The sequence below is a fragment of the Polaribacter haliotis genome, from assembly GCF_014784055.1.
Taxonomy (GTDB): Bacteria; Bacteroidota; Bacteroidia; order Flavobacteriales; family Flavobacteriaceae; genus Polaribacter; species Polaribacter haliotis.
Window position 1 is genome coordinate 1386444 of record NZ_CP061813.1, and the last position, 23366, is coordinate 1409809.

Annotated in this window: 14 protein-coding genes; 12 read left to right on the forward strand and 2 right to left on the reverse strand. The window is 30.4% G+C overall.

Annotation, left to right across the window (positions count from 1 at the left end; translation table 11 throughout):
- Window positions 1-17: 17 nt before the first annotated feature.
- Window positions 18-1427 carry a sugar porter family MFS transporter gene (locus H9I45_RS05815; protein WP_088353139.1) on the reverse strand — a complete coding sequence of 470 codons (1410 nt, stop codon included), beginning with the start codon at window positions 1425-1427 and terminating at the stop codon, window positions 18-20.
- Window positions 1428-1552: 125 nt separating this feature from the next.
- Here H9I45_RS05815 and H9I45_RS05820 point away from each other — a divergent pair, with 125 nt between their 5' ends.
- A complete protein-coding gene (locus H9I45_RS05820; RefSeq protein WP_088353140.1) occupies window positions 1553-2428 on the forward strand; it encodes an AraC family transcriptional regulator in 876 nt (291 codons plus the stop codon).
- 53 nt (window positions 2429-2481) lie between these two features.
- On the opposite strand, the gene H9I45_RS05825 is transcribed toward H9I45_RS05820, so the two are convergent.
- Window positions 2482-3588, reverse strand: coding sequence for a formylglycine-generating enzyme family protein (locus tag H9I45_RS05825; RefSeq protein ID WP_088353141.1), 1107 nt, complete (start codon window positions 3586-3588; stop codon window positions 2482-2484).
- A gap of 84 nt (window positions 3589-3672) precedes the next feature.
- On the opposite strand from H9I45_RS05825, the gene H9I45_RS05830 reads away from it, so the two are divergent.
- The 11 genes from H9I45_RS05830 (at window position 3673) to H9I45_RS05880 (ending at window position 23366) form a co-directional block, all read left to right on the forward strand.
- The gene (locus H9I45_RS05830) at window positions 3673-7581 is read left to right on the forward strand and encodes a two-component regulator propeller domain-containing protein (RefSeq protein WP_088353142.1); all 3909 of its coding nucleotides are present in this window, start codon (window positions 3673-3675) and stop codon (window positions 7579-7581) included.
- A gap of 211 nt (window positions 7582-7792) precedes the next feature.
- Window positions 7793-10471: a SusC/RagA family TonB-linked outer membrane protein gene (locus H9I45_RS05835; protein WP_191141249.1), complete on the forward strand. Its 2679-nt coding sequence runs from the start codon at window positions 7793-7795 to the stop codon at window positions 10469-10471.
- Window positions 10472-10797: 326 nt separating this feature from the next.
- Complete coding sequence (locus tag H9I45_RS05840; protein ID WP_176397530.1) at window positions 10798-10944, forward strand: hypothetical protein; 147 nt, start codon at window positions 10798-10800, stop codon at window positions 10942-10944.
- A gap of 11 nt (window positions 10945-10955) precedes the next feature.
- Entirely contained in the window at window positions 10956-12587 is a 1632-nt protein-coding gene (locus H9I45_RS05845) for a RagB/SusD family nutrient uptake outer membrane protein (RefSeq protein ID WP_088353144.1), read from the forward strand.
- A gap of 67 nt (window positions 12588-12654) precedes the next feature.
- Complete coding sequence (locus H9I45_RS05850; protein WP_088353145.1) at window positions 12655-12936, forward strand: hypothetical protein; 282 nt, start codon at window positions 12655-12657, stop codon at window positions 12934-12936.
- 71 nt (window positions 12937-13007) lie between these two features.
- Window positions 13008-14666 (forward strand): sulfatase family protein, encoded by a 1659-nt coding sequence (locus tag H9I45_RS05855; protein WP_088353146.1) that lies wholly within the window; start codon window positions 13008-13010, stop codon window positions 14664-14666.
- A 217-nt stretch (window positions 14667-14883) separates the two neighbouring features.
- Window positions 14884-16497 (forward strand): MFS transporter, encoded by a 1614-nt coding sequence (locus H9I45_RS05860; RefSeq protein WP_088353147.1) that lies wholly within the window; start codon window positions 14884-14886, stop codon window positions 16495-16497.
- Between the two features lie 2 nt (window positions 16498-16499).
- A complete protein-coding gene (locus H9I45_RS05865; protein ID WP_088353148.1) occupies window positions 16500-17879 on the forward strand; it encodes a GH1 family beta-glucosidase in 1380 nt (459 codons plus the stop codon).
- Window positions 17880-17945: 66 nt separating this feature from the next.
- Window positions 17946-19373 carry an MFS transporter gene (locus H9I45_RS05870; RefSeq protein ID WP_088353149.1) on the forward strand — a complete coding sequence of 476 codons (1428 nt, stop codon included), beginning with the start codon at window positions 17946-17948 and terminating at the stop codon, window positions 19371-19373.
- A 103-nt stretch (window positions 19374-19476) separates the two neighbouring features.
- Window positions 19477-21888 (forward strand): glycoside hydrolase family 94 protein, encoded by a 2412-nt coding sequence (locus H9I45_RS05875; protein WP_088353150.1) that lies wholly within the window; start codon window positions 19477-19479, stop codon window positions 21886-21888.
- An 11-nt stretch (window positions 21889-21899) separates the two neighbouring features.
- Window positions 21900-23366, forward strand: a complete 1467-nt coding sequence (locus H9I45_RS05880) for a sulfatase (RefSeq protein ID WP_088353151.1) — start codon at window positions 21900-21902, stop codon at window positions 23364-23366.

The window sequence follows — 23366 nt, forward strand, 5'->3', positions numbered from 1 at the left end:
GCTTTTTACTTTATATTTTAGATAGATTTCTCTGTACCCACAATTTCTTCCTCAATTTCTTCCAACGACTTTCCTTTAGTCTCTGGTAATTTTTTATAAATAAATATAAAACCTGCTAAAGAAATAAAACCATACATCCAAAAAGTACCTGAGGCTCCAAAAAAGTGATTCAGTAATGGAAAAGTATAGGTTAAAATAAAGCAAGCAGACCATAATGCAACTGTTGCAACAGCCATTGCTGCTCCTCTAATTTTATTTGGAAAAATTTCTGACAAAACCACCCAAGTAACTGGTGCTAAAGACATTGCGTAACATGCTATTGCAGTAATTACCAATACTAATAATGGCCAACCACTAATTTCAAAAAAGTAGGCGGCTCCTATTAATGCGTAAATTCCTGTTAATCCTCCAGCTCCTAAAAGCATTAATGCACGTCTTCCCCAACGATCTACTGTAAAAATTGCTACAAATGTAAAAATTAGGTTTACACTTCCTGTAATTACAATATTAAAAAGGATGTCTGATACTCCATAACCTGCAGATGAAAATATTTCGTCTGCATAATTAAAAATTACGTTTATTCCACACCATTGTTGAAAAACTGCAATTACAACACCAATTAATAATATCTTTTTAACATTTGGCTTCAAAAGTTGTTTAAAATCTACTTTTTCTCTGAGTCCTTTTGTAGTTTCACGAATTTGGTCGATTTCTGTTTGCGCATATTCTTGTCCTCCAATGGATGTAAGCGTTTTTAATGCTTTCTTTTCATTCCCGTTTTTTGCTAACCATCTTGGACTTTCTGGCACAAAAAACATTAAAATAAAAAATAAACCTGCAGGGATTATTTCTACCCAAAACATCCATCGCCAACCAGTTTGGCCATTCCAAGAATTTAAAATTTCTAAATCTGTCGCGTTTATGGCAACTGGTTCTGCCAATTGCCAGTTGACTAATTGCGCAGCTAAAACCCCAACTACAATTGTTAATTGATTTAAGGAAACAAATTTCCCTCTTACTGCACTTGGAGAAATTTCTGCAATATACATTGGCGATAAATTAGAAGCCAAACCAATACCAACTCCACCAATAATTCGATACATAATAAAAATAGTAAATGTATCTGTTGCTCCTGTTCCTATTGCAGAAACTATAAAAAGAAACGCTGCTAAAATTAGCAATTTTTTTCTTCCATATTTATCACTTAACATTCCAGAAAAAATCGCACCCAATAAACAACCTATTAATGCACAGCTCATTGCCCAACCTTGTAAAGATGGAGAATCTACAATATTAAAAAATTTCTCATAAAAAGGTTTTGCGCCACCAATTACAACCCAATCGTATCCAAATAAAAGACCTCCCATCGCAGTTACTAAAGATATGCTAACTAGAAAACGATAGTTATAAGTATTTTTTTTATTCATATTTTTATTTTTAATCAGAGAAGCATTTTTATGTTTTCAAATGTAATTTTAAATAATGGCAAAACAAATAGATTATAATTTTATAAAAATGGACTATCTTACGATTTTTAAATTATTTTTATAAAATGAAAAAAAAGGAAGGTTTTAATGAAGAAAAATCGATTGTTTTACCTAAAAGCATTATTAAAAAATTAAAAAAAAATGAGCTTGTAAATTCTTTATTAGTTACAGATATTGGATATTACCCAAATGCTTACAAGCATTACAGAAAAAGAAAAGGTATTTCTCAGAACATACTAATTTATTGTATAGATGGTGAAGGTTGGGTAGAAATAGATGGAAAAAACCAACAAATAACAAAAAATGAATACATTATTATTTCTGCAGAAACTTCTCATAAATATGGTGCAAATAATAACAATCCATGGAGTATTTATTGGATTCATTTTATTGGAAACAAAGCGAAAAGTCTTATAAATCATCCGAATAAAAAAATACCCCTTAATTTAACTGCTAACTCTAGGTTTACAGACCGTATTTTACTTTTCGAAGAAATTTTTAATAATTTAGAAATGGGTTACAGTAAAGATAATCTAGAGTATGCAAATATTTGTTTATGGCACATGCTAGGTTCTTTAAGGTATTTGTCTCAATTTAGAAAAGTGAAAGAAATACAATCTTCAGACAGAATTACAAAAAGTATATCTTACATGAGAGAACATCTAAACGAAAAAATAAGTTTAGAAAACTTGGCAAAAGACGCAAAACTTTCTGTTTCTCAATTTTGTACATTATTCAAGAAAAAAACTGAAATTTCTCCTTTAAATTACTTAACACATTTAAAAATTCAAAAAGCATGTAGTTTGCTAGATTTTACCGATTTAAAAGTAAATGAAATTGCAGTTAAAGTTGGTTATTCTGATCCGTTTTATTTTTCTCGTGTTTTTACAAAAACGATGGGAAAATCACCTAAAAATTATCGAAATTTAAAGAAAGGATAATTATCAATAGTTTAAATTTCATATTGATTAAAAAAATAGTGAATTAATAAAAATTATTTTTTATTGATTAGCATTTCTGGAGTTGCGACTGTTCTAAAACCAATATGATCTGAACTTGAACTTGGCTCCATTCCCATTCTTGCAGAAATTCTAAAACTTGCGCAGTAAGAGGCATGACATAAAAATGAACCACCTTTCATAACTCGTTCTAATTGATAAGGATTTGATGGCGTATAAGAAGTATCTGCTCCTTTTGGATTATTTAAAACTTCGTTAGGGTTTAAAGATTTGTAATAATTTACATTAAATAAATCTGTTGTCATTTCCCATACATTTCCAGCCATATCATACAATCCAATACTATTTGGAGGATAAGACTCTATAGGAGAAATATATTCAAAACCATCTACAGAATTATTTTTTACTGGAAATTGACCTTGCCAAGTATTTGCATTTGCATCTAATTCCGCTAAGTTATTTCCCCAAGAAAAAGTATCTGCTGTATTATTTCCTTGCGCTGCAGACTCCCATTCTGCTTCTGTTGGTAACCTTCGGTTTGCCCATTTACAATATGCCAAAGCATCGTCGTAACCAACATGAACTACTGGATAATTATCTTTCCCTTCTATAGAACTTCCAGGGCCTTCTGGTTGTTGCCAATTTGCGCCAATTTTCCAGGTCCACCATTGTTGGTAATTATTCATAGAAACAACCTTACTTGCATGCTTGTTAAATATTAAACTTCCTGGCTGTAAAATAGAATCTGCTGGTTTTTCGGTTCCTGCTGGTAAATCTTTTTTAATTTCCTCCCAATCTATTGGTTTCTCTGCAGTTGTAATATATTTTGTTGCTTCTACAAATGCTCTAAACTGTTTGTTTGTAACCTCGTGAGCATCTATATAAAAACCATCTATAGAAACTCTATGTGCTGGTTTTTCGCGCATCATTGCATATTGATCGCCTTCTTTTGCTCCCATTAAAAATGTTTTCCCTTCAACCCAAACCATTCCTTCTGGAGTTTTTAAATCTTCTTTCGATACAGTTTTCGATACTTTTTCTTTTTCATTTGAGGCTTTTACTTTTTCTTTTTTATCACAAGAGATTATAAAAGAGCAGCATATAGAAAATGCGATTAAAGTGGGTTTTATTTTAAAAATCATAATTTATAAATGTAAATATGGAATTCTATTAGGCTATTATTTAATATTTGTTATTTTTACAATAACAACATACAAAGGTACATATTGAAATTTATTATTAAGTTATTTTCTATTTTCATTTTATTATTTGTTCAAAGTATTTGTACTCAAAATAAAATTGAATTTTCGCAACTAGAAGGAGAAAATGTTTCTACCCAAAGCATTACTTATGCTATTAAAGAAGATAACATAGGTAACATTTGGATTGCATCCGAAGAAGGAATTTTAAAACACAATTCTAAATTTTATAAAATATATAATACTTATAATGGCTTACCAGAAACACTTAGCAATAGGGTAAATGAAATTTTTATTGCTAAAAACAACAACATTTGGGTAGGCTTAGAAAAGGGTGTTTGCCTATATAACAAAGATTTAGACAAGTTTAATCTTATTAAAAGTGAAAACAACATAAACCCTTCTTTGGTTACTTCTATTGCAGAAGATGCCCGTGGAAATATTTGGATAGCTGCCTTTAATGGTTTGTGGATGTATAATTCTTCCACCAAAAAAATTAAAAATATTGGATATGAAAAACCAATAGAAACACTTATTGTTTTTAAAAATGACATATATTTTGGTACTCCAAAAGGACTTTTAAAGTACAATATAGAAACCAAGCAAATTAAAAACATTCCACTTTCGGAAACTATAAATGATGTTCATTTTTTAAATAATATTAAAAACACTATTTATGGGGCAACTAAAAAAGGAGCTGTATTCAAATTAAAAACTGTTTTTGATGAAATTTCTTTAGATAAAATAATTCACGATTTTAAATTTACTGTAAAAGATATTATTGAAGGAAAAAATAGTAGTGTTTATGTTGCTACAGATGGAGATGGAATCTACCAACTAGATGACAACAACAATACTATTCGACATTTTATTCAAGATTCCAATAACCCGACATCCATTTCTAGTAATGGAGTTTACGATTTAGAACTAAGTCCAGAAGGAATTTTATGGGTTGCAACTTATGGTGGGGGAATAAATTATTTCAACTCCAAAAACCTTCCTTTTCTTAAAATTCAGCATCAACTTAATAACGATAATAGTTTATCTAGTAATTTCACAAGAAGTATTGCTAAAGATAAAAATGAAAACTTGTGGTTTGGAACTAAAAACGGATTGAGTATTTGGAATCGTAAAAAAAATACTTGGAAACATATTTCGCAGTTCGATCGTAAAAACAAATCGTCTGTAATTGTATTAGCAATTGAAGCAGATGATAACTTTATGTGGATTGGAACTTACAATTTTGGCTTGTATAAAATTAATGTTAATAATTTTTCTATCGAAAGTTTTAACGACCAAAATAAAGACAAAAATCTTATAACAAAAATTTACGCCATTAAAAAAGATTCAAATAACACAATTTGGGTAGGTGGAATTGATAAAAATTTAATTGCAATTTCCCCATCTGGAAACATCAAAGAATTTCCTATTCTTCATATTAAATCGATTACAGAATCTAACAATGGTACTATTTTAGCTGCTGGAAGAAGTGGAATTTATCGAATTAATCCAAAAAATAACAATTTTAGAATTATAGAAGATTTAGAACCTAGCAAAAATTCATTGGCATATTCTTCCATTCAATCAGTTGCAGAAACTTCTAATAATAACTTAATTATTGGTACAAATGGAGCTGGAATTATTTTTTATAATGCAGCTTCAAAAGAAATTAAAAAACTAAATATAAATTCCGGGATACCTTCCGATATTGTGCAAGGAGTACTTTTAGAGAACAATAATTCTATTTGGACCAGTACAACAAGAGGCCTTGTACATGTTCAAATTAGAAAGAAAGACACCATAATTAATGTTTATGATAAAAAAGATGGCTTAGCAAGCACTGAATATAATTACGGAAGCTATGCTATGTTAGCTGAAAATCTAATGGCTTTTGGTGGTGTTAATGGAGTTACATTATTCAATCCAAAAAATATTATAATCCAAGAACAAAAACCAAAGTTAGTTTTCGATGAGTTTAAATTATTTAATAAAGATATAAAACCTTCGGAAAAACCTTTAGGTAAACATATTAATGAAACATCTTCAATTATTTTAAAAAGTAATGAAAACTCCATAGAAATGGAATTTACAGGAATACAGCACAGTGCTTCCAGTAAAATGAAATATTCTTGGATTTTAGAAGGTTTTGATGAAAATTGGTCCGAACCTTCTATAAATAATTTTGCTTCTTACACCAACTTAAATAGTGGGAAATATACGTTTAAAGTTAAAGCAATTAATAAATACAATTTCGAAAGCGATGTTCGAACCGTGCAAATAAAAGTTTCTTCACCTTGGTGGAATTCCTCAAGTGCATTTCTTATTTATGGAATTATTTTTATTCTATTAATTATAGGTATTGTTTACTTTACAACAGTAATAATGAACAAGAAAAATGCTGATGATCAAATTGAATTCTTTAACAATATTACTCACGAAATAAAAACACCATTAACTATTTTAATGTCTTCGTTAGATAATATAACAAACGAAAATTCAGATACTACAAAAGATTCAAATAAGAGAATTAAAACGACGGTTAAGAGAATTAATTCGCTTTTCGAACAAATGCTTAATTTCCATAGAGTTACTTCTCAGGACAGTATTTTTCAGGAAGTTTCTAAGGTAGATGTTAACAAATATTTAAAAGGAAGAATTAACAATTTTAAACCTCTAACAGAAGAAAGAAACATATCTATCGAAGTAAATAATAATTGGCCAGACCAAATATTCTATTACTATAAAGATGTTTTCGATAAAATTATTTTAAACCTATTATCAAATGCAATTAAATATTCTTTCGACAATGGGAAAATTATTATCAATTTATATAAAACTTCAAAAGGAGAACTTAGAATTGAAATTGCAGATCAAGGAATTGGAATCCCTAAAGACCAACAAAAATTCATTTTAAAAAGATATTACAGAGCAAGAAATGCAATTAACAGCCAAAGACCTGGAACAGGGCTTGGTTTAATAATGACAAAAAAACTAGTTGAAAAAACGGGTGGAAACATAAGCTTCGAAAGTTTAGAAAATAAAGGAACTACATTTACCATTCATTTAAAGAATTTAATATCCGAGTACAGAGAAAATACAATTAAAGAAAAAGAAATAATTCCTATAGAAAACGCAATTGAAGAGCAAACTGAATTAGACAAATTTAGCGATGCAAAAATTTTAATTGTAGAAGACAATGATGAATTAAGAGGTTTATTAGTAGAGAAATTAGGAACCTATTTTCAGATTTTTGAAGCAAGCAATGGAGTTGAAGGTATTGAAATTGCATCTCAACATTTCCCAGACATTATTTTAACAGACTTAATTATGCCTGAAATGGACGGAATGGAAATGGCTAAACAACTTAAAGAAAACATCAATCTAAATCATATTCCTGTTTTTATGTTAACAGTTTTACAAAACTCAACCCAAAAATTGGAAAGTATAGAAGCTGGAGTATCGGAATATATAGAAAAACCGGTTGATATTAAATTACTACTTGCAAAGATTTTAAATACACTAAAGTTTCAAATTAAATTAAGAGAGAAATACGTTCAAGACTCAGATGCAGAAAATGCATCGTTATATAGAACGCAAAAAGACCAAGATTTCTTAAAAGATTTAGAAAATAAAATTTTAGAAAATATCGAAAATAATTCTTTCTCAGTACACGATTTGTCCAAAAGTTTTGGAATGAGTAGAACCTCTTTATATATGAAGTTAAAAAACTTAGTCGATTTATCTCCACAAGATTTTGTTATACATACAAAATTAAAACAAGCAAAAAACTTATTAATTAAAGGTCAATTAAGTATTAAAGAAGTTGCTTATAGTTCTGGTTTTTCTAACCCAAAATATTTTAGTACTTCCTTTAAAAAATTCTACGGAAAAACGCCAAGCGCATTTATAGAGAGTCTAAAAAACACATCTTCTTAAAAAAAAGGAATCAAACAAAATAGTACCACCTTTTTTAACATTCTACACATAAACCTAGTAAAAATAGTTGTTTTGACAATTATTGAACCTTTTGTGATGTTTATTAAAATCTGTAATACGAAACTTTTGAATACTTTAGCCTTAAATAAATCAATCTTAATATATGAAAAAAATTTTTTATTCAATTTTGTTGCTTTTGCCAATCTCTTTTATGGCACAAACAACAATAAAAGGAAAAGTTATAGATGACACCAAATTTCCATTACCTGGTGCTTCTATTATTGTAAAAGGTACAAACACAGGCCAATCTACTGATTTCGATGGTTTATTTACTATTAATATAGATAAAACACCTGCTACTTTAATAATAAGTTATTTAGGGTATACTACACAAGAAGTTATTATTACTAACCAAAGAAATATTACTGTAGAGCTTAAACCAGATTCACAACAATTAGAAGAGATTGTAGTAATTGGTTATGGTAGTTCTACAAAATCTGATGTTACAGCTGCAATAACAACTGTAAAATTAGACACAGATAAAAAAGGTGGTATTGCTACTGTAGAATCTGTTTTAAAAGGAACATCTGGTTTAAATGTACTTTCTAATGGAGAACCTGGGTCTGCAGTATCTATTAACATTAGAGGAATATCTAGTTTAAGTGGCTCAAATCAACCACTTTATGTTATAGATGGTATTGTAATGGATAGTTCTGAAGAATTTTTAACAGATCCAACCAACTTCCAAACCAATAGTAAAAGTGGTGTTGGAGGAGTTGCACCTGAAGATATTGAATCTATACAAGTTTTAAAAGACGCATCTGCTACTGCTATCTATGGTTCTTTAGGAGCAAATGGAGTTATTTTAATTACCACAAGATCTGGAAAAAAAGGAGCGCCTAAATTTAAATTTTCTACTTCCACAACTGTTGGTAAAGCTGTTTTACCATACAATGTTTTAAGTACAGAAAAATTTGTTTCTTTTATGGCTGAAAAATATAAAGAAGATCCAAATTCTATTGCTGGTCCAGAATATCAATATCCAGTTGGTAGAAGTCCTTTTGAAATTAGACCTGATGGTTTATATAATTTTATTTCTAGAAATGATGATGATAATGATGGAAATTTAGATTTAATAGGTGTATATGAAGCAAGAGACTGGCCAAGCCTTTTTAGAACTAGTTTTTCTTCAAATAATAGACTTAATGTTTCTGGAGGTAGTGATAAAACAAAATATTATGCATCTGTAGGTTATTTACAAAGTGAAGGTATTATATCTAATATATACTTAAATAAATTTGATTTTAACGTAAATCTAAACCACAGAATAAACAGTAAATTAGAAATTGGTGCAAAACTTTCATTCACAAATTCAGAAAACTCAATAACGGGTGGTAGTGGAGCAAATGCTAATGAAACCAATTCTGTATACAGACATTTGTACAACGAATTTCCTTTAGAAATAAGAGAAAGTATTGCTCCTTTACAGGATGAAGGTTTTAGAATAAGCCCAAGAGGTTGGTTTAATGATTATGACAATATTTCTGAAGAAAATCGTTTTATAGGAAATTTATCTTTAAAATATCGTATTTCTAATTCTTTTACTTACGATCTTAAAATTGGTGGAGACAAAAGAAAAGCAAACTTAGACGTTTGGCAAGGTATTGGTACAAATAGTGGTTCTAATAGAGATGGGCGTTATGCTTTTTCTGAATTAGATCGATTAACATACAATATAGATCAAACTTTACTTTTTAGACCAAAAACAAAAGGCAATCATAGGTATTCTCTTCTTGCTGGTGTTGTTTACACAAATACCGACTCTGAAAAAAGTTACACAAGAGCTTCTAACTATTCTGTTGCAGGGCAATTAAATAGAGGAAGAGATTTTTTTGGAGCTAGTATAATAGAAGATACCGTTTTTAACTATGGTCCAGAAAAATTATTATCTTTTTTAGGAAGAGGAACTTACGCATTTAAAAACCGCTACAAAGTGTCTGGATCTTTAAGATATGATGGTTCGAGTAAATTTGTTGGTAAAAATAGATTTGGCCTTTTTCCTGCTATAAGTTTTGCTTGGGAAATGCATAAAGAACCTTTTTTAGTTGATAACAAACTAAACATTAACGAATTAAAATTTCGTTTTGGATATGGAGAAACAGGAAACCAAAGAGTTGGTAACAATTTAACAGCTGTTAACTATAGAATATCACCAGAAGGTTATGCCTCAAATGGAATATTATTACAAGCTTTTGAAAAAACAAATATTGCAAGTACAGATTTAACATGGGAAACTCAAAAACAATTTAATCTTGGGTTAGACTTTAAAATGTTTGACAGTAGATTAAATGTTACAGTAGATGCATACGATAAAACCTCAGATGATTTATTAAATACACTAAGTATTGGTGGAAGTTCTGGTGATGACTCTATTGTAATAAACCAAGGTTCAATCAAAAATAAAGGTGTAGAATTTTCTGTTAATGGAGATATTGTAAAAAACGAAAATTTTAATTGGAATTTATATGGAACTTATTCTTTTAATACTGTTAAAATTGAAAACCTTGGTTTAGAAGAAGGCCAATTTGGTTCTGAGGGTAGTTTCGTTGGTTATTTTGGTAGACCAATTCAAGTTACTAGTACAAATACAGTTCCAACAAATGTCTATTTAGAAGGACAAGCGCCAGGTTTATTATTTGGTTTTGCAACAGATGGTATTTTAACAGCTGCAGATATAGCTGCAGGTTCTCCAACCATTAATGGAGATGCCGCACAAGAAGGTTTTTATAAAATTATTGATAAAAATAACGATGGTAATATAACAAATGAAGACAAAGTAATTATGGTGACCCAAATCCAGATTTTACATTTTCTTTCGGAACAAATTTAGAATATGATAACTGGTCTTTAAGCGCTAATTTTTATGGGGTTGTAGGTAATGATCTTTACAATGCAAATTTTTTATCCGAGAATTATAGTGCAGAGAATAGATATAACAACGTTAGAGAATCTTATTTTCAAAATAGATATAGTTCTACAAACCCAACAGGAACTTTACCAGCAGTAAATCTACAAAATGCTACACTAAATGAAGTTGGTGTTTTAGATGTTGCTATTTCAGATGGTAGTTATTTAAGACTTCAAAATGTAAGTTTAGGTTACACAGTTCCTTTAGGAGAAAACTCAAAAATTACTACTTTAAAATTATTTACATCTATGAGTAATGTTTTTACTTGGACAAATTATAATGGTGTTGAACCAGAAATATCTTCCCTAAGATTTACTGCAGGTGTAGCTGGTGTAGACATTGGAACTCCTCCAAATCAAAGAACAATCTCAATTGGTGGTTCTATTAACTTTTAAAATAAAACAAAATGAAATATAAATTTATAATCTTTTTAGCTTGTTTTCAATTTCTAATATCTTGCGATAGCATATTAGAAGTAAATGATGACTTAGCAGATTTAGGAGCTTTAAACAACGAACTTTTATTTTCAACTGAAGAAAATGTAGAAAAAGTTGTAAATGGTGTGTACGCAAAATACGGATCAGAATTTTATCAAGGTGGAAATTTTTACCAAATGACAAGTGCAAATACTCCGTATTTTTCAAGTACAGGTGCTAAAGGTCTAGAATTTGGACAATTCGATATTTCTCCATCTTCAAAAAACTTAAATGATACCTGGGAAGAAATTTACAGTTGTATAGATAATGCGAATAATTTAATAGAAAACTTAAACAAGTTTGCTCCAAATTTTCCAAATACAACTAGGAGTTTAGGGCAAGCCCACTTTTTAAGAGCTTTAGCATATTTTGATTTAGTACGTGTTTGGAATGAAGTTCCATTGAGAACTGAAACAGCAAACCAAGAAACTTTATTTTTACCAAAATCATCAAAGGAAAAAATTTATAATCAAATTATTTCTGATCTTACAGCCGCAACTAGCGAGTTGCCATCCGAAGTATATATTATTGGTAGACCTCTTTCTTTTGCTGCAAATGGTTATTTAGCAAAAGTATATATGAAAATGGCTACAGAGTCTGGACTTTCTAAATCATCTCAAGAATATTGGGATTTGGCTTTTGATAATGCAAAAATAGTTTATGATTCTAAAAAATACAATTTACTTCCTAATTATGGAAATTTATTTATTGAAGGAAATGAAAATACAGCAGAAAGTATTTTCGAAATACAATATATTTCTACGGGTACATCAACAAAAAGTGGTCAGCATTCTACAATTGTAGGGCCTCAAGAATCTATCTATAATCAAAGAAGTAGTGGTGGGCAATTAAGGGTAAATAGATTGGCTTTGCACGACCATTATTTAGATTATAATATTGGTGTAAAAGATAATCATCCAGATTCTAGAATAGAACCTACATATATTCAAGATTCTTACGACGAAATTTTAGCACCTTTTAATAGCAGAAAAATATATCCTAAACAATTTTCTGGTGGTTTTGCAGTTAATTTTATAAAGAAATTTGCAGAAGCAAACAATACGAATATTAATTCAGATAGAAATAGAATTATTTTTAGATATGCAGATTTATTATTAATGCTTGCAGAAATTGAAAATGAGAGAAATAATTTCCCAGAATCTAAAGGATATATTAAAGAAGTTTTAGATAGAGCAAATACAACTTTATATGCCCAAGCTAACATAGATGCAATTGCAGGTGGAGACGATTTAAGAACAAGAATTGGTATAGAACGTGCTTATGAATTGTTAGGAGAAGGACAAGAATGGTTCGATTTAAGAAGAATTAAAAACGGAACAGTTACTTTTTTAGAAAATCGAATTTTAAGAAGACAAGATTTAATGACGGGTTCAGATTTATTTGACAAAAAAAATAAAACTAAATTTCATAACGTTTGGAATCCAGATTTATCGTTTGTAACTGGAGTAAAGTTAACTAAAAACTACTACTTCCCTATTCCAACTAACGAAATCATCGGAAATAATAAAATAACAAATGCAGACCAGAATCCAGGTTACTAATTAAAACAATTAATAATAAGCCTAATTAATTTTTTAATTAGGCTTTTATTTTCAAATCAACTACTACTTGTCTTTATCCAAATATATAATACGCATAACCTTTACAGTTATATTTATTTCCTCTTGTAACTCAAAACAAAAAGGAAGTATAAATGCTATTTATTTAGATTCTGCGAAATCGATTGATAACCGAATAAAAGACTTAATGTCTAGAATGACTTTGGAAGAAAAGGTCTATCAAATGTGCCAATATGTGGGTTTAGAACACATGAAAATTGCTGAGGCAAAAATCTCCAAAAAAGATTTAGATAAAAACGATGCTTTAGGATTTTACCATTATGATGGGTAATTCATCGTCTTCAAAAGACCAGAAAGAAACAAGTCTTTCTGTGAAAACTGCTATCCAACTAAAAGAATAATATGAAAAAATTTAAAAAAAATATCCCTACTGTTTTCATAGTTTTAACTGTTTTATTGACACTTTTTTATTGTGGAAATAAAAATATCAATCAGGTTGCACAAAACAAAATCATAAAAGAAAGACCAAATGTTATTTACATTATGGCAGATGATTTAACAACGCAAGCCATTAGTGCTTATGGAGGAATTTACAAAGACATTGCTCCTACCCCAAATATCGATAGATTAGCAAAAGAAGGAATGCTTTTTAACGATGTTTTATGTACAAATGCAATTTGTGGCCCATCAAGAGCAGCAATTCTTACAGGTAATTACAGCAATATAAATGGCTACTATAAAAATGAACGTGGAGGAACATTTGACAAAACGAAATGGACGTTTCCACAAGAATTTCAGAAAAACGGTTATCAAACAAGTTTATTTGGAAAATGGCATTTAGGAACAGAACCTCAAGGTTTTGATGTTTTTAAATATCATAATTCAGCTGGTCAACAAGGTCATTATTGGAATCCTATTTTTAATGAAAACGGAAAAGACGTTAAAGAAAAAGGATATTCAACTAATTTAAGTACAGATTTTGCAATGAATTGGTTGGAAAAAGATCGTAAACAAGACGATCCTTTCTTAATGGTTTTACAATATAAAGCACCTCACAGACCTTGGGAACCAGATACAAAATATGAGAAACTTTGGGACGATATAGAAATGCCTTATCCTTCAACTTTTAATGATACGTATGAAGGTAGAGAATTAACTGCAGGAGATACAGAAATGACAATGGATTATTTCTCTAGAAGAGATATGAAATTAGAAACCCCTGAACACTTAAAAAAAGATTGGAAAAATCGTTTAAGTTGGGAGTTTTACGGTGCAAAACGTGGTGAAATTGTACAACCAGAAAACATGTCTGCAGAAGAAGGTAAAAAATGGCGTTATCAAACGTATATAAAAGATTATTTAGCGTGTGTAAAATCTGTTGATGATAATATTGGTCGTGTTTTAAAATATTTAGATGATAATAATTTAACAGAAAATACAATTATCGTTTTAACATCAGACCAAGGATTTTATTTGGGCGATCATGGTTTTTTCGACAAACGTTTCATTTATGAAGAATCTTTAAGAATGCCTTTTATTGTTAGATATCCTAAGAAAGTAAAAGCAAAAACTGTAAATGAAGATGTAATTACAAATATCGATTTTGCACCTACTTTATTAGATTTGGCAGACATTAATACAGAAGAACAAATGCAGGGAAATAGTTTCAAACCCATGTTATTAGGTGAAACTCCTAAAAATTGGGAACAAGAAATGTATTACCATTATTATGAGTTCCCTTATTGGCATCATGTACAACCTCATTATGGAATTAGAACACAAAAATATACATTAGCACATTTCTATTATAATATTGATGTTTGGGAATTGTATGATTTAGAAAAAGACCCTAAACAAATGCACAATATTATTTTAGATCCACAATACACAAATGTTGTTGCGAACCTGAAAATTCAACTAAAAGGTTTGATGGAAAAATATGAAAACAACAAATCTTTAGCTGATTTTAGAAAAATTACAGACACAGATTTTGGTGCTATTGTAGAAAACAAAAGTGGAGAACCTTCTGTACAAGACATTATTACTAATAACAAAAAATAAGTATCCAAAATAGTTAAGTAATTGTCAGTAATTATTACTTAAAAACATAACAACCCTTTTAATAGAAAAGTTTTAACGGAATTTTAACGTAAAAGAGGTTTTATATATTCTGACTATATAAAAACCTCTTTTGATTTTAAGTAGACCATTATTACGTGTTATAAATTTACTTTTACTACAAAGTATTTCGAACTCGATTTTTGGAATCTCTTAAAATATGACCAAACTAAAACTTAAAGAAAAAATTGGATACGCCCTTGGAGATGGAGCCGCAAATATTGCGTGGAGAGGTGTAGCTACTTTTTTGTTTATTTTTTATACGGATGTTTTTGGGTTGAGTCCAATTACTGTCGGAATTTTATTTTTAGTAGCAAGATTTAGCGACGGAATTTCCGATATTTTAATGGGAATTATTGGTGATAGAACCGAAACTAAATATGGTAAATTTAGACCTTGGATTCTTTGGACTGCAATTCCATTGGCAGTAATTCTATCTTTATTATTTACAAATCCTAATTTTAGCGATACTGGTAAAATTATTTATGCATACGTAACATACATTTTATTCACTCTAATTTACACAGCAAATAATATTCCTTATGGAGCATTAATGGCAGTTATGACTGGTGATGATAAAGAACGTGCAAGTTTAGGTTCTTATAGAATGGTAGGTGCTTTTGCAGGCGGAATGTTAGTGCAAGGTGCATTATTATATTTAGTAGCGAGTTTTGGAAACATAAATCCAGATATTCAACTTCAAAAAATTGATGATACTACATACGAAGTTTCAGTTTCTTCAAAAGAAAACTTCGAAAATGTAAATATTAAAACTGAAAACGGAATTGCATTATTTGCTTTTACAGATGCTTCTTTAGAAACTAAAAACGCAGAGCCTGTTCCTTCTAAAACATTTTCTGTTGAAGCCAATAAAACATATAATTTTACAATTTCTGGTGAAGAAAATTTAAAAGAAAGCGATATTACTATTATCAATCAGAAAAAAGGATACAGCAATGCTATGTATCTAATGTCTGTTGTTTTAGCGATTCTTTTACTATTGACTTTCTTTTCAACCAAAGAAAGAGTTTTACCTCCAAAAACTCAAAAAAATAATTTAAAACAAGATTTTAAAGATTTAATAGCAAACAAACCTTGGTTAATACTATTGTTTGTTGGGTTGTTATTCAATATTTATAACTCTATAAAGCAAGGAATTGTAATTATTTATTTTACGCATTATTTAAATAATCAATTGTTATCTGCTTCTTTTTTAGTAAGTTTAATGGTCGCTTCTATATTGGGAGCAATGGTTACAGCTCCTTTAAGTAAAAAATTTGGAAAAAAGAATTTGTTTATTGGTGCGTTATTATTTTCAGGAATTGTAAATAGTTTATTTATTTTTTGTGATGCTAATGATATTGGGGCCATTTTTACAATAGGAATTTTATCAGAATTTGCAGCAGCAATTTTTCCAACATTATTCTTTGTAATGTTAGGTGATGCAGCAGATTATTCAGAGTATAAAAATAAACGTAGAGCTACAGGATTAATATATTCAGCAGGTTCTTTCGCTACAAAATTCGGAGGCGGAATTGCAGGTGCAATTATAGGATTGGTTTTAGGAATGTATCATTATAATGGACAAGATACTGTTTCTATACAAGGCGCAGTTCCAGGAATATTAATGTTAATGAGCTGGATTCCTGCAATAATTACAGTAATCGCTGCAGGTTTAATGACATTGTATCCATTAACGCAATCGAAAATAACAGAAGTTACACAAGAATTATATTCAAGAAGACAATTAGAACAAAATAGCAACACAATATAAATATGAGAAAATTTCCAGAAGATTTTATTTGGGGTACTGCCACTTCTTCTTATCAAATAGAAGGAGCTGCAGATATAGATGGAAAAGGGCCTTCTATATGGGATTCATTTTGCACTATTCCAGGGAGAATTGCACAAGGAGAAACAGGCAATATAGCTTGTGATCATTACCACAAGTTCAAAGAAGATATACAATTGATGAAAGATATGGGCGTAAAAGCATATCGATTTTCAATTGCTTGGGCAAGAGTAATGCCTACAGGAAAAGGAGAAGTTAACGAAAAAGGAATTCAATTTTATTCAGATTTAATTGACGAACTTTTGAAGGCAGGTATAGAGCCTTGGGTAACATTGTATCATTGGGATTTACCTCTTGCTTTACAATTAGAAGAAGATGGTTGGCTGAATAAAAATATGACAGATTATTTTGCAGATTATGCAAATTTATGTTTTGATAGATTTGGAGACCGTGTAAAAAACTGGATTACATTAAACGAACCTTGGGTGGTTTCTATTTTAGGTTATGGACAAGGTGTATTTGCACCTGGAAGATCCTCTAATTCAGAACCTTATTTAGCTGCACATAATTTGCTTATCGCACATGCAAAAGCAGTTGCTGTTTACAGAGAAAATTACGGGCATCAAGAAGGTCAAATAGGAATTTCCAATAATTGCGATTGGCGTGAGCCTCTTACCAATAGCGAAGAAGATAAACAAGCAGCAGAAAGAGCTCTTGAGTTTTTTTTAGCTTGGTTTGCAGACCCTGTTTATAAAGGTGATTACCCAGAAGTTATGAAAGAAAGACTAAAGGAACGTCTTCCTGAATTTACAGAAGAAGAGAAAAAAATGATAAAAGGTTCTTCAGATTTTTTCGGATTAAACCATTATACAACCATGTATGCCGCAAATTCAAATGGTGAGCAACAAGAAATTTCAGTAAATGGAAATGGAGGTATTTCAGAAGACCAAGATGTTAGCTTGTCTTTAGACAAAAGTTGGAATGTAACCTTAATGGACTGGGCAGTTGTGCCATGGGGTTGTAAAAAATTGCTAAAATGGATTAGCAATCGTTATGACCAACCAAATATTTACATCACAGAAAATGGTTGTGCTTATCCAGATAAATTAGTCGATGGAAAGGTTAACGACCAAGAAAGAGTCGATTTTTATCAAGGATATTTAAAAGCCTGCCAAGAAGCAATTGATGAAGGTGTTCAATTAAAAGGGTATTTTGCTTGGTCTTTTATGGATAATTTTGAATGGGCTTCAGGTTACGAGAAACGATTTGGATTGCATTATGTAGATTTTGAAACTTTAGAAAGAGTTCCAAAAAAATCTGCACATTGGTTCAAAGAAGCTATCGAAAAGAACAGTGCTGAATAATATAAACAATAAATACCTACAATGTTATCGTAACATTAGGTTCATTAACAAAAAAACCAATTAATTATGGCTGAAAATGCAAACCAAGTAGTTAGTAACGAAGACAAAGTTCCTTTTTCGAAGAAACTTGCCTACGCTGCAGGTGGTCCAGTAGATATTTTAGGAGTTTGGGTAATGGTAAGTATTGCTTATCAAGTATTCAATTTCGAACTAAAAATGCCTCCAACTTATGTGGCCATTATTTTAATGTCGTTACGTTTATGGGATGGAGTTATGGATCCTTTAATGGGTTGGATTTCAGATAATTTTCGTTCTAAATGGGGACGAAGAAGACCATTCATTTTAGTTGGTGCAATTTTAGCTGGTTTAACGTATCCTCTTATTTGGTGGTTTCCTACAGATATGTCTCAAGAAGGTATTATGTTTTGGGTAATTGGTTTTGGAATTATATTCTACACTTGTTTTACAGTTTGGGCAATGCCTTACCAAAGTATGTTAATGGAAATGACACCAGATTATAATGAAAGAACAAGAGTTGCAGAAATACGTGGCTATTTTCAAACACTTGCCGGTTTTTTTAACGGTTGGGTTTGGTGGTTAAGTATGTTGCCAATTTTCTTTATAGATGGAGAAGCAAGTCCTGTAAACGGAATGCGTTATATTAGTTTAATAATTGCTGTTGTAATATTAGTTTTAGGAGTTTTACCAGCCATTTTTGTAAAAGAACGTTATTACGAAAGTGATTTAATTCAGAATCAAAAACAAGTAAAATTATTGGATAGTTTACGAGAAACATTTTCTAATAAACCTTTTATAATTCTATGTGGTTTAACGCTGTTTTTCTTGTTAGGAACATCAATTTTCGATAGTTATGGACGATATGTCGGAACCTACTATGTATTAGGTGGTGATTGGAATGAAGGTGCAAAATTTGCAGGTTATGGTACGTTTGTTTATACCGGTTTTAGCTTTTTATTCATTCCGCTTTTTAGAAGATTATCAGAAAAAATAGGAAAACCAAAAGTTTTAATGATTTCCATGACCATTGTGGTTGTAGCTGTTACTACAACTTGGTGGACTTTTACACCAGATAATCCTTGGTTAATGTTACTAAATACAGCATTTATTGGAGCAGGTTATGCAGGTTTATGGTTAATGATACCTTCTATGCAAGTAGATGTGGTAGATTATGACGAATTACAAACAGGTGAAAGACGAGAAGGTAGTTTTGCATCTATATTTTCTTGGGTTTTAAAATTCAGTTTTGTAATTGGTTTTATGATTTCTGGACCCGTAATTGAAATGACTGGTTTTGATGCAAATTTAGATGGTGCACAAGCAGAAGGAGTTTATGACATTATGAGAATTGGCTTTTTAGTAATACCAATTACATCTTTATTAATTGCCATTTTATTATTAAGGAAATTCCCAATTACATCTGAAAAAGCTGCAGAAATTAGAGTACAATTAGAAGAAAGAAGAGGAAAAGTTTAATAAAGTAAATTAAAAAATAAGAATGAGATTTGTAAAAATCTGTGTCGAAAAACATAGAAATCAATCTTTAAAAATACAATAATCAACGTAAAAATATATTAAAATGAAATACGGATATTTTGATGACAACAAAAGAGAATACATCATTACAAACCCAAAAACGCCAGTAAAATGGACGAATTATGTGGGTACATTATCTTTTGGAGGTATAGTAGATCAAACAGGGGGGTCTTTAATTTGTAAAGGCGATCCTGCATTAAACAGAATTACAAAATACATTCCACAATTACCAGGATCAGACTTTAAAGGGGAAACATTATACATCCGTTTTAAAGATGAAAATGGGAAATACAAAATATTTTCTCCATTTTTTGTTCCAACTTTAGATAATTACGATTTATTCGAATGTCATGTTGGTTTGTCTTATCAAAAAATAGTATCCGAATTTTATGGAATTAGAACAGAAGTAACCATTTTTGTTCCTAATGAAGAAAATAGAGTTATTCGTAAGATTGAAGTAAAAAATATCAGTGGAAAAGATTTACAAATAGATGTAATTCCGGTTGTAGAGTTTACACATTTCGATGCTTTAAAACAATACACAAATGCAGATTGGTGTCCTCAAACAATGACAATGAGAGCCAACAAAAATGTAGATGGAACTTTGTTATTACGTCAGTATGCTTTTATGAAAAAAGATACTGAAAACAATTTCTTTACATCAAATTATCCTGTAGATTCTTTTCAAACGGATAGAAAATTATTTTTAGGTGATAATGAATATGGAACTTGGAAAAATCCGTTAGAATTACAAAACGAAAGTTTATCTAATTTCGAATCGAACAGAGGAGATAACATTGCTGCTTTATTGCACAAATTAGGAACGGTTTCAAACGGAGAAACGAAAACTGTAATCACTCAATTAGGACAAGGAGCACCAAATGAAATTGAGAAAAATGCAGAGAAATATAAAGATGAAGCAACTGTAGATCAAGCTTTCAAAGAATTATCAGAATTTTGGGATGATTATTTATCAAAAGCTGAATTCCACACACCAGATGCAGCATTTAATTCAATGGTAAATATTCACAATCCACGTCAATGTCACACAACTTATAACTGGTCGAGATATTTATCTTTATACCAATTAGGTCTAGGAGCAAGAGGAATTGGATTTAGAGATAGTTCGCAAGATATTTTAGGAATTTTATCTGCAATGCCAGAAAAAGGAAAGGAATTAATCAAAAAATTAATTTCTGTAAAGAAAGAAGATGGTTCTGCAATGCACCAATTTTTTCCTTTAACAATGGAAGCAAATGAAGGTGATTCTCGTGAAGAAGCACATTTAAAAGACTTTTATGGTGATGATCATTTATGGATTGTACAAACTGTAATCGAGTATATTAAAGAAACTGGAGATTACGATTTCTTAAAAGAAGAAATTACTTTTTATGATAAAAAAGTAAAATTAAAAGATCGTAAAAAAGGAACTGTTTTAGAGCATTTAAAACGTTCTTTAGACTTCACAAAAAACAATTGTGGTCAGCATGGTTTACCAATGTTAGGTTTTGCAGATTGGAATGATACTGTAAACTTACCAGGAGATTCAGAAAGTATTTTTAATGCGAATTTATATGGAAAAGCATTGAATGAAATGGCTGCTATGTTAGATCATTTAGGAGATACAGAATTAGCAGATCAATACAGAAAAGACCACGCTCACATGAAAAAAGTTGTGAATGACAACTGTTGGGATGGAGATTGGTATTTACGTTATTTTGAAGATAATGGAAATGCAATTGGATCGAAAGCGAACAGCGAAGGTCAAATTTATACAAACGCACAATCTTGGACAATTTTAGCTGGTTTTGCAACGCCAGAAAGAGCTGAAACTGCATTAGATTCTGTTGAAGATAAGTTAAACACAAAATTCGGAATTAAATTATCTTATCCAGGTTATAATGGATATGATGAAAGTATTGGTGGTGTTTCTACATATCCTCCAGGAGCAAAAGAAAATGGAGGTATTTTCTTGCATTCGAATCCTTGGGTTATGATTGCAGAAACAATGATGGGTAATGGAGACAGAGCTTTTCAATATTACAATCAAATAAACCCTGCATCTAAAAATGATATTATAGACAGATTTGAATGTGATCCATATTGCTATCCTCAAAATATTTTAGGTGATGAGCACCCACAGTTTGGATTGGCAAGAAATTCTTGGTTATCAGGAACCTCTTCTTGGACGTATCAAGCTGCATCGAAATATATTATGGGAGTTCGTCCAGATCATAAAGGATTAATTATAGACCCTTGTATTCCTAAGGCTTGGGATGGTTTTACAGCTGTTCGTAAATTTAGAGGAGCTACTTATAATATCGATGTAAAAAATCCAAATAACGTTTCTAAAGGTGTTGTTTCTATGATTGTTGATGGAAATAAAATTGATGGAAATATCGTACCCGTTTTTAACGATGGAAAAGAGCATACAGTTGAAGTTATTCTAGGGTAAAATTTTATAAAATGAAGAATATATTTAAAAATAGTCTTTTATTAATTGCATTTAGTTTGGTTTTTACAAGTTGTAAAAACCAAGCTGGTGTAAAAAAAGAAACCATAAAAGCAACAGCGCATAAAAATGTTTTATTTATTGCTGTAGATGATTTAAAACCTATTCTTGGAGCTTATGGAAGCAAAGTTGTAAAAACGCCGAATATTGATAAATTAGCTACTAATGGTTTTGTAATGAAAAACAATCACTGTCAGCAAGCTGTTTGTGGTCCATCTAGAGCAAGTATCCTTTCTGGTAAAAGACCAGATTATACCAAGATTTGGGATTTAAAAACAAAAATTAGGTCAAAAAACCCAGACATTCTTACAATACCTCAATATTATAAAGAACATGGCTATGAAAGTGCGCCAGTTGGTAAAATTTTCGACTTTAGATCTGTAGATAAACAACACGATTCTATTTCTTGGAACTACAACTATTTGGGTATAAAACATAAAATGAAGGAATATGTAACTTCAACAGAACATGTTTCTTACGAAGTTTTACAAAACCCAGACAGTACCACTGCAGATGGTAAAGTTGCAAGTAGAAGTATTAAACTTTTAAGAAAATTTGCAAAAGAGAAAAAGCCATTCTTTTTAGGTACAGGTTTTCATAAACCTCATTTACCTTTTGTAGTTCCTCAAAAATATTGGGACATGTATCCAATAGAAACTATTTCTTTACCAGAATATAGAAAAGATCCTGAAGGAGCACCAAGATACGCGACACAACCAAGTTGGGAATTAAGAGGTGGTTATGCAGATTTCCCTAAAGATTATAGTGTACCAATTTCTGAAGAAAAACAGAAAAAATTAATACAAGGGTATTATGCAAGTGTTTCTTTTGTTGATGCTCAAATTGGTTTGGTTATTGACGAATTAGACAGATTAGGTTTAAGAGAAAACACAGTAATTGTGCTTTGGGGAGATCATGGTTGGCATTTAGGTGACCATAATATGTACTGTAAACACACAAATTACGAACAATCTACAAGATCTCCTTTAATTATATCTGCAGGAAAAAACAGAATTGGAGAATCTAATTCACCAACTGAATTTGTAGATATATTCCCTACCCTATTAGATTTAACAGGGCTTAAAAACCCAGGTAATTTAGATGGCGTAAGTTTAGTTCCACTTATGGAAAGTAAAGTAGACCACGTAAAAGATTTTGCTGTAAGTCAGTTTCCAAGAGAAAGCGATAAAATGGGGTATACTTTTAGAAACGACACGTATCGTTATACAGTTTGGATGAAAGATAATTGGCGTTCAGACAAACCTTATAAAGAATCTCTTTTAGATGCAGATGAATTATACGATTATGATAAAGATCCTCAAGAAACTAAAAATTTAGTAAATGAGGTTGCATATAAAAGTATAAAAGCAGATTTAAAAGCAAAAGCTATTGCTTATTTTAAAAGTCAAGAAACTAAATAA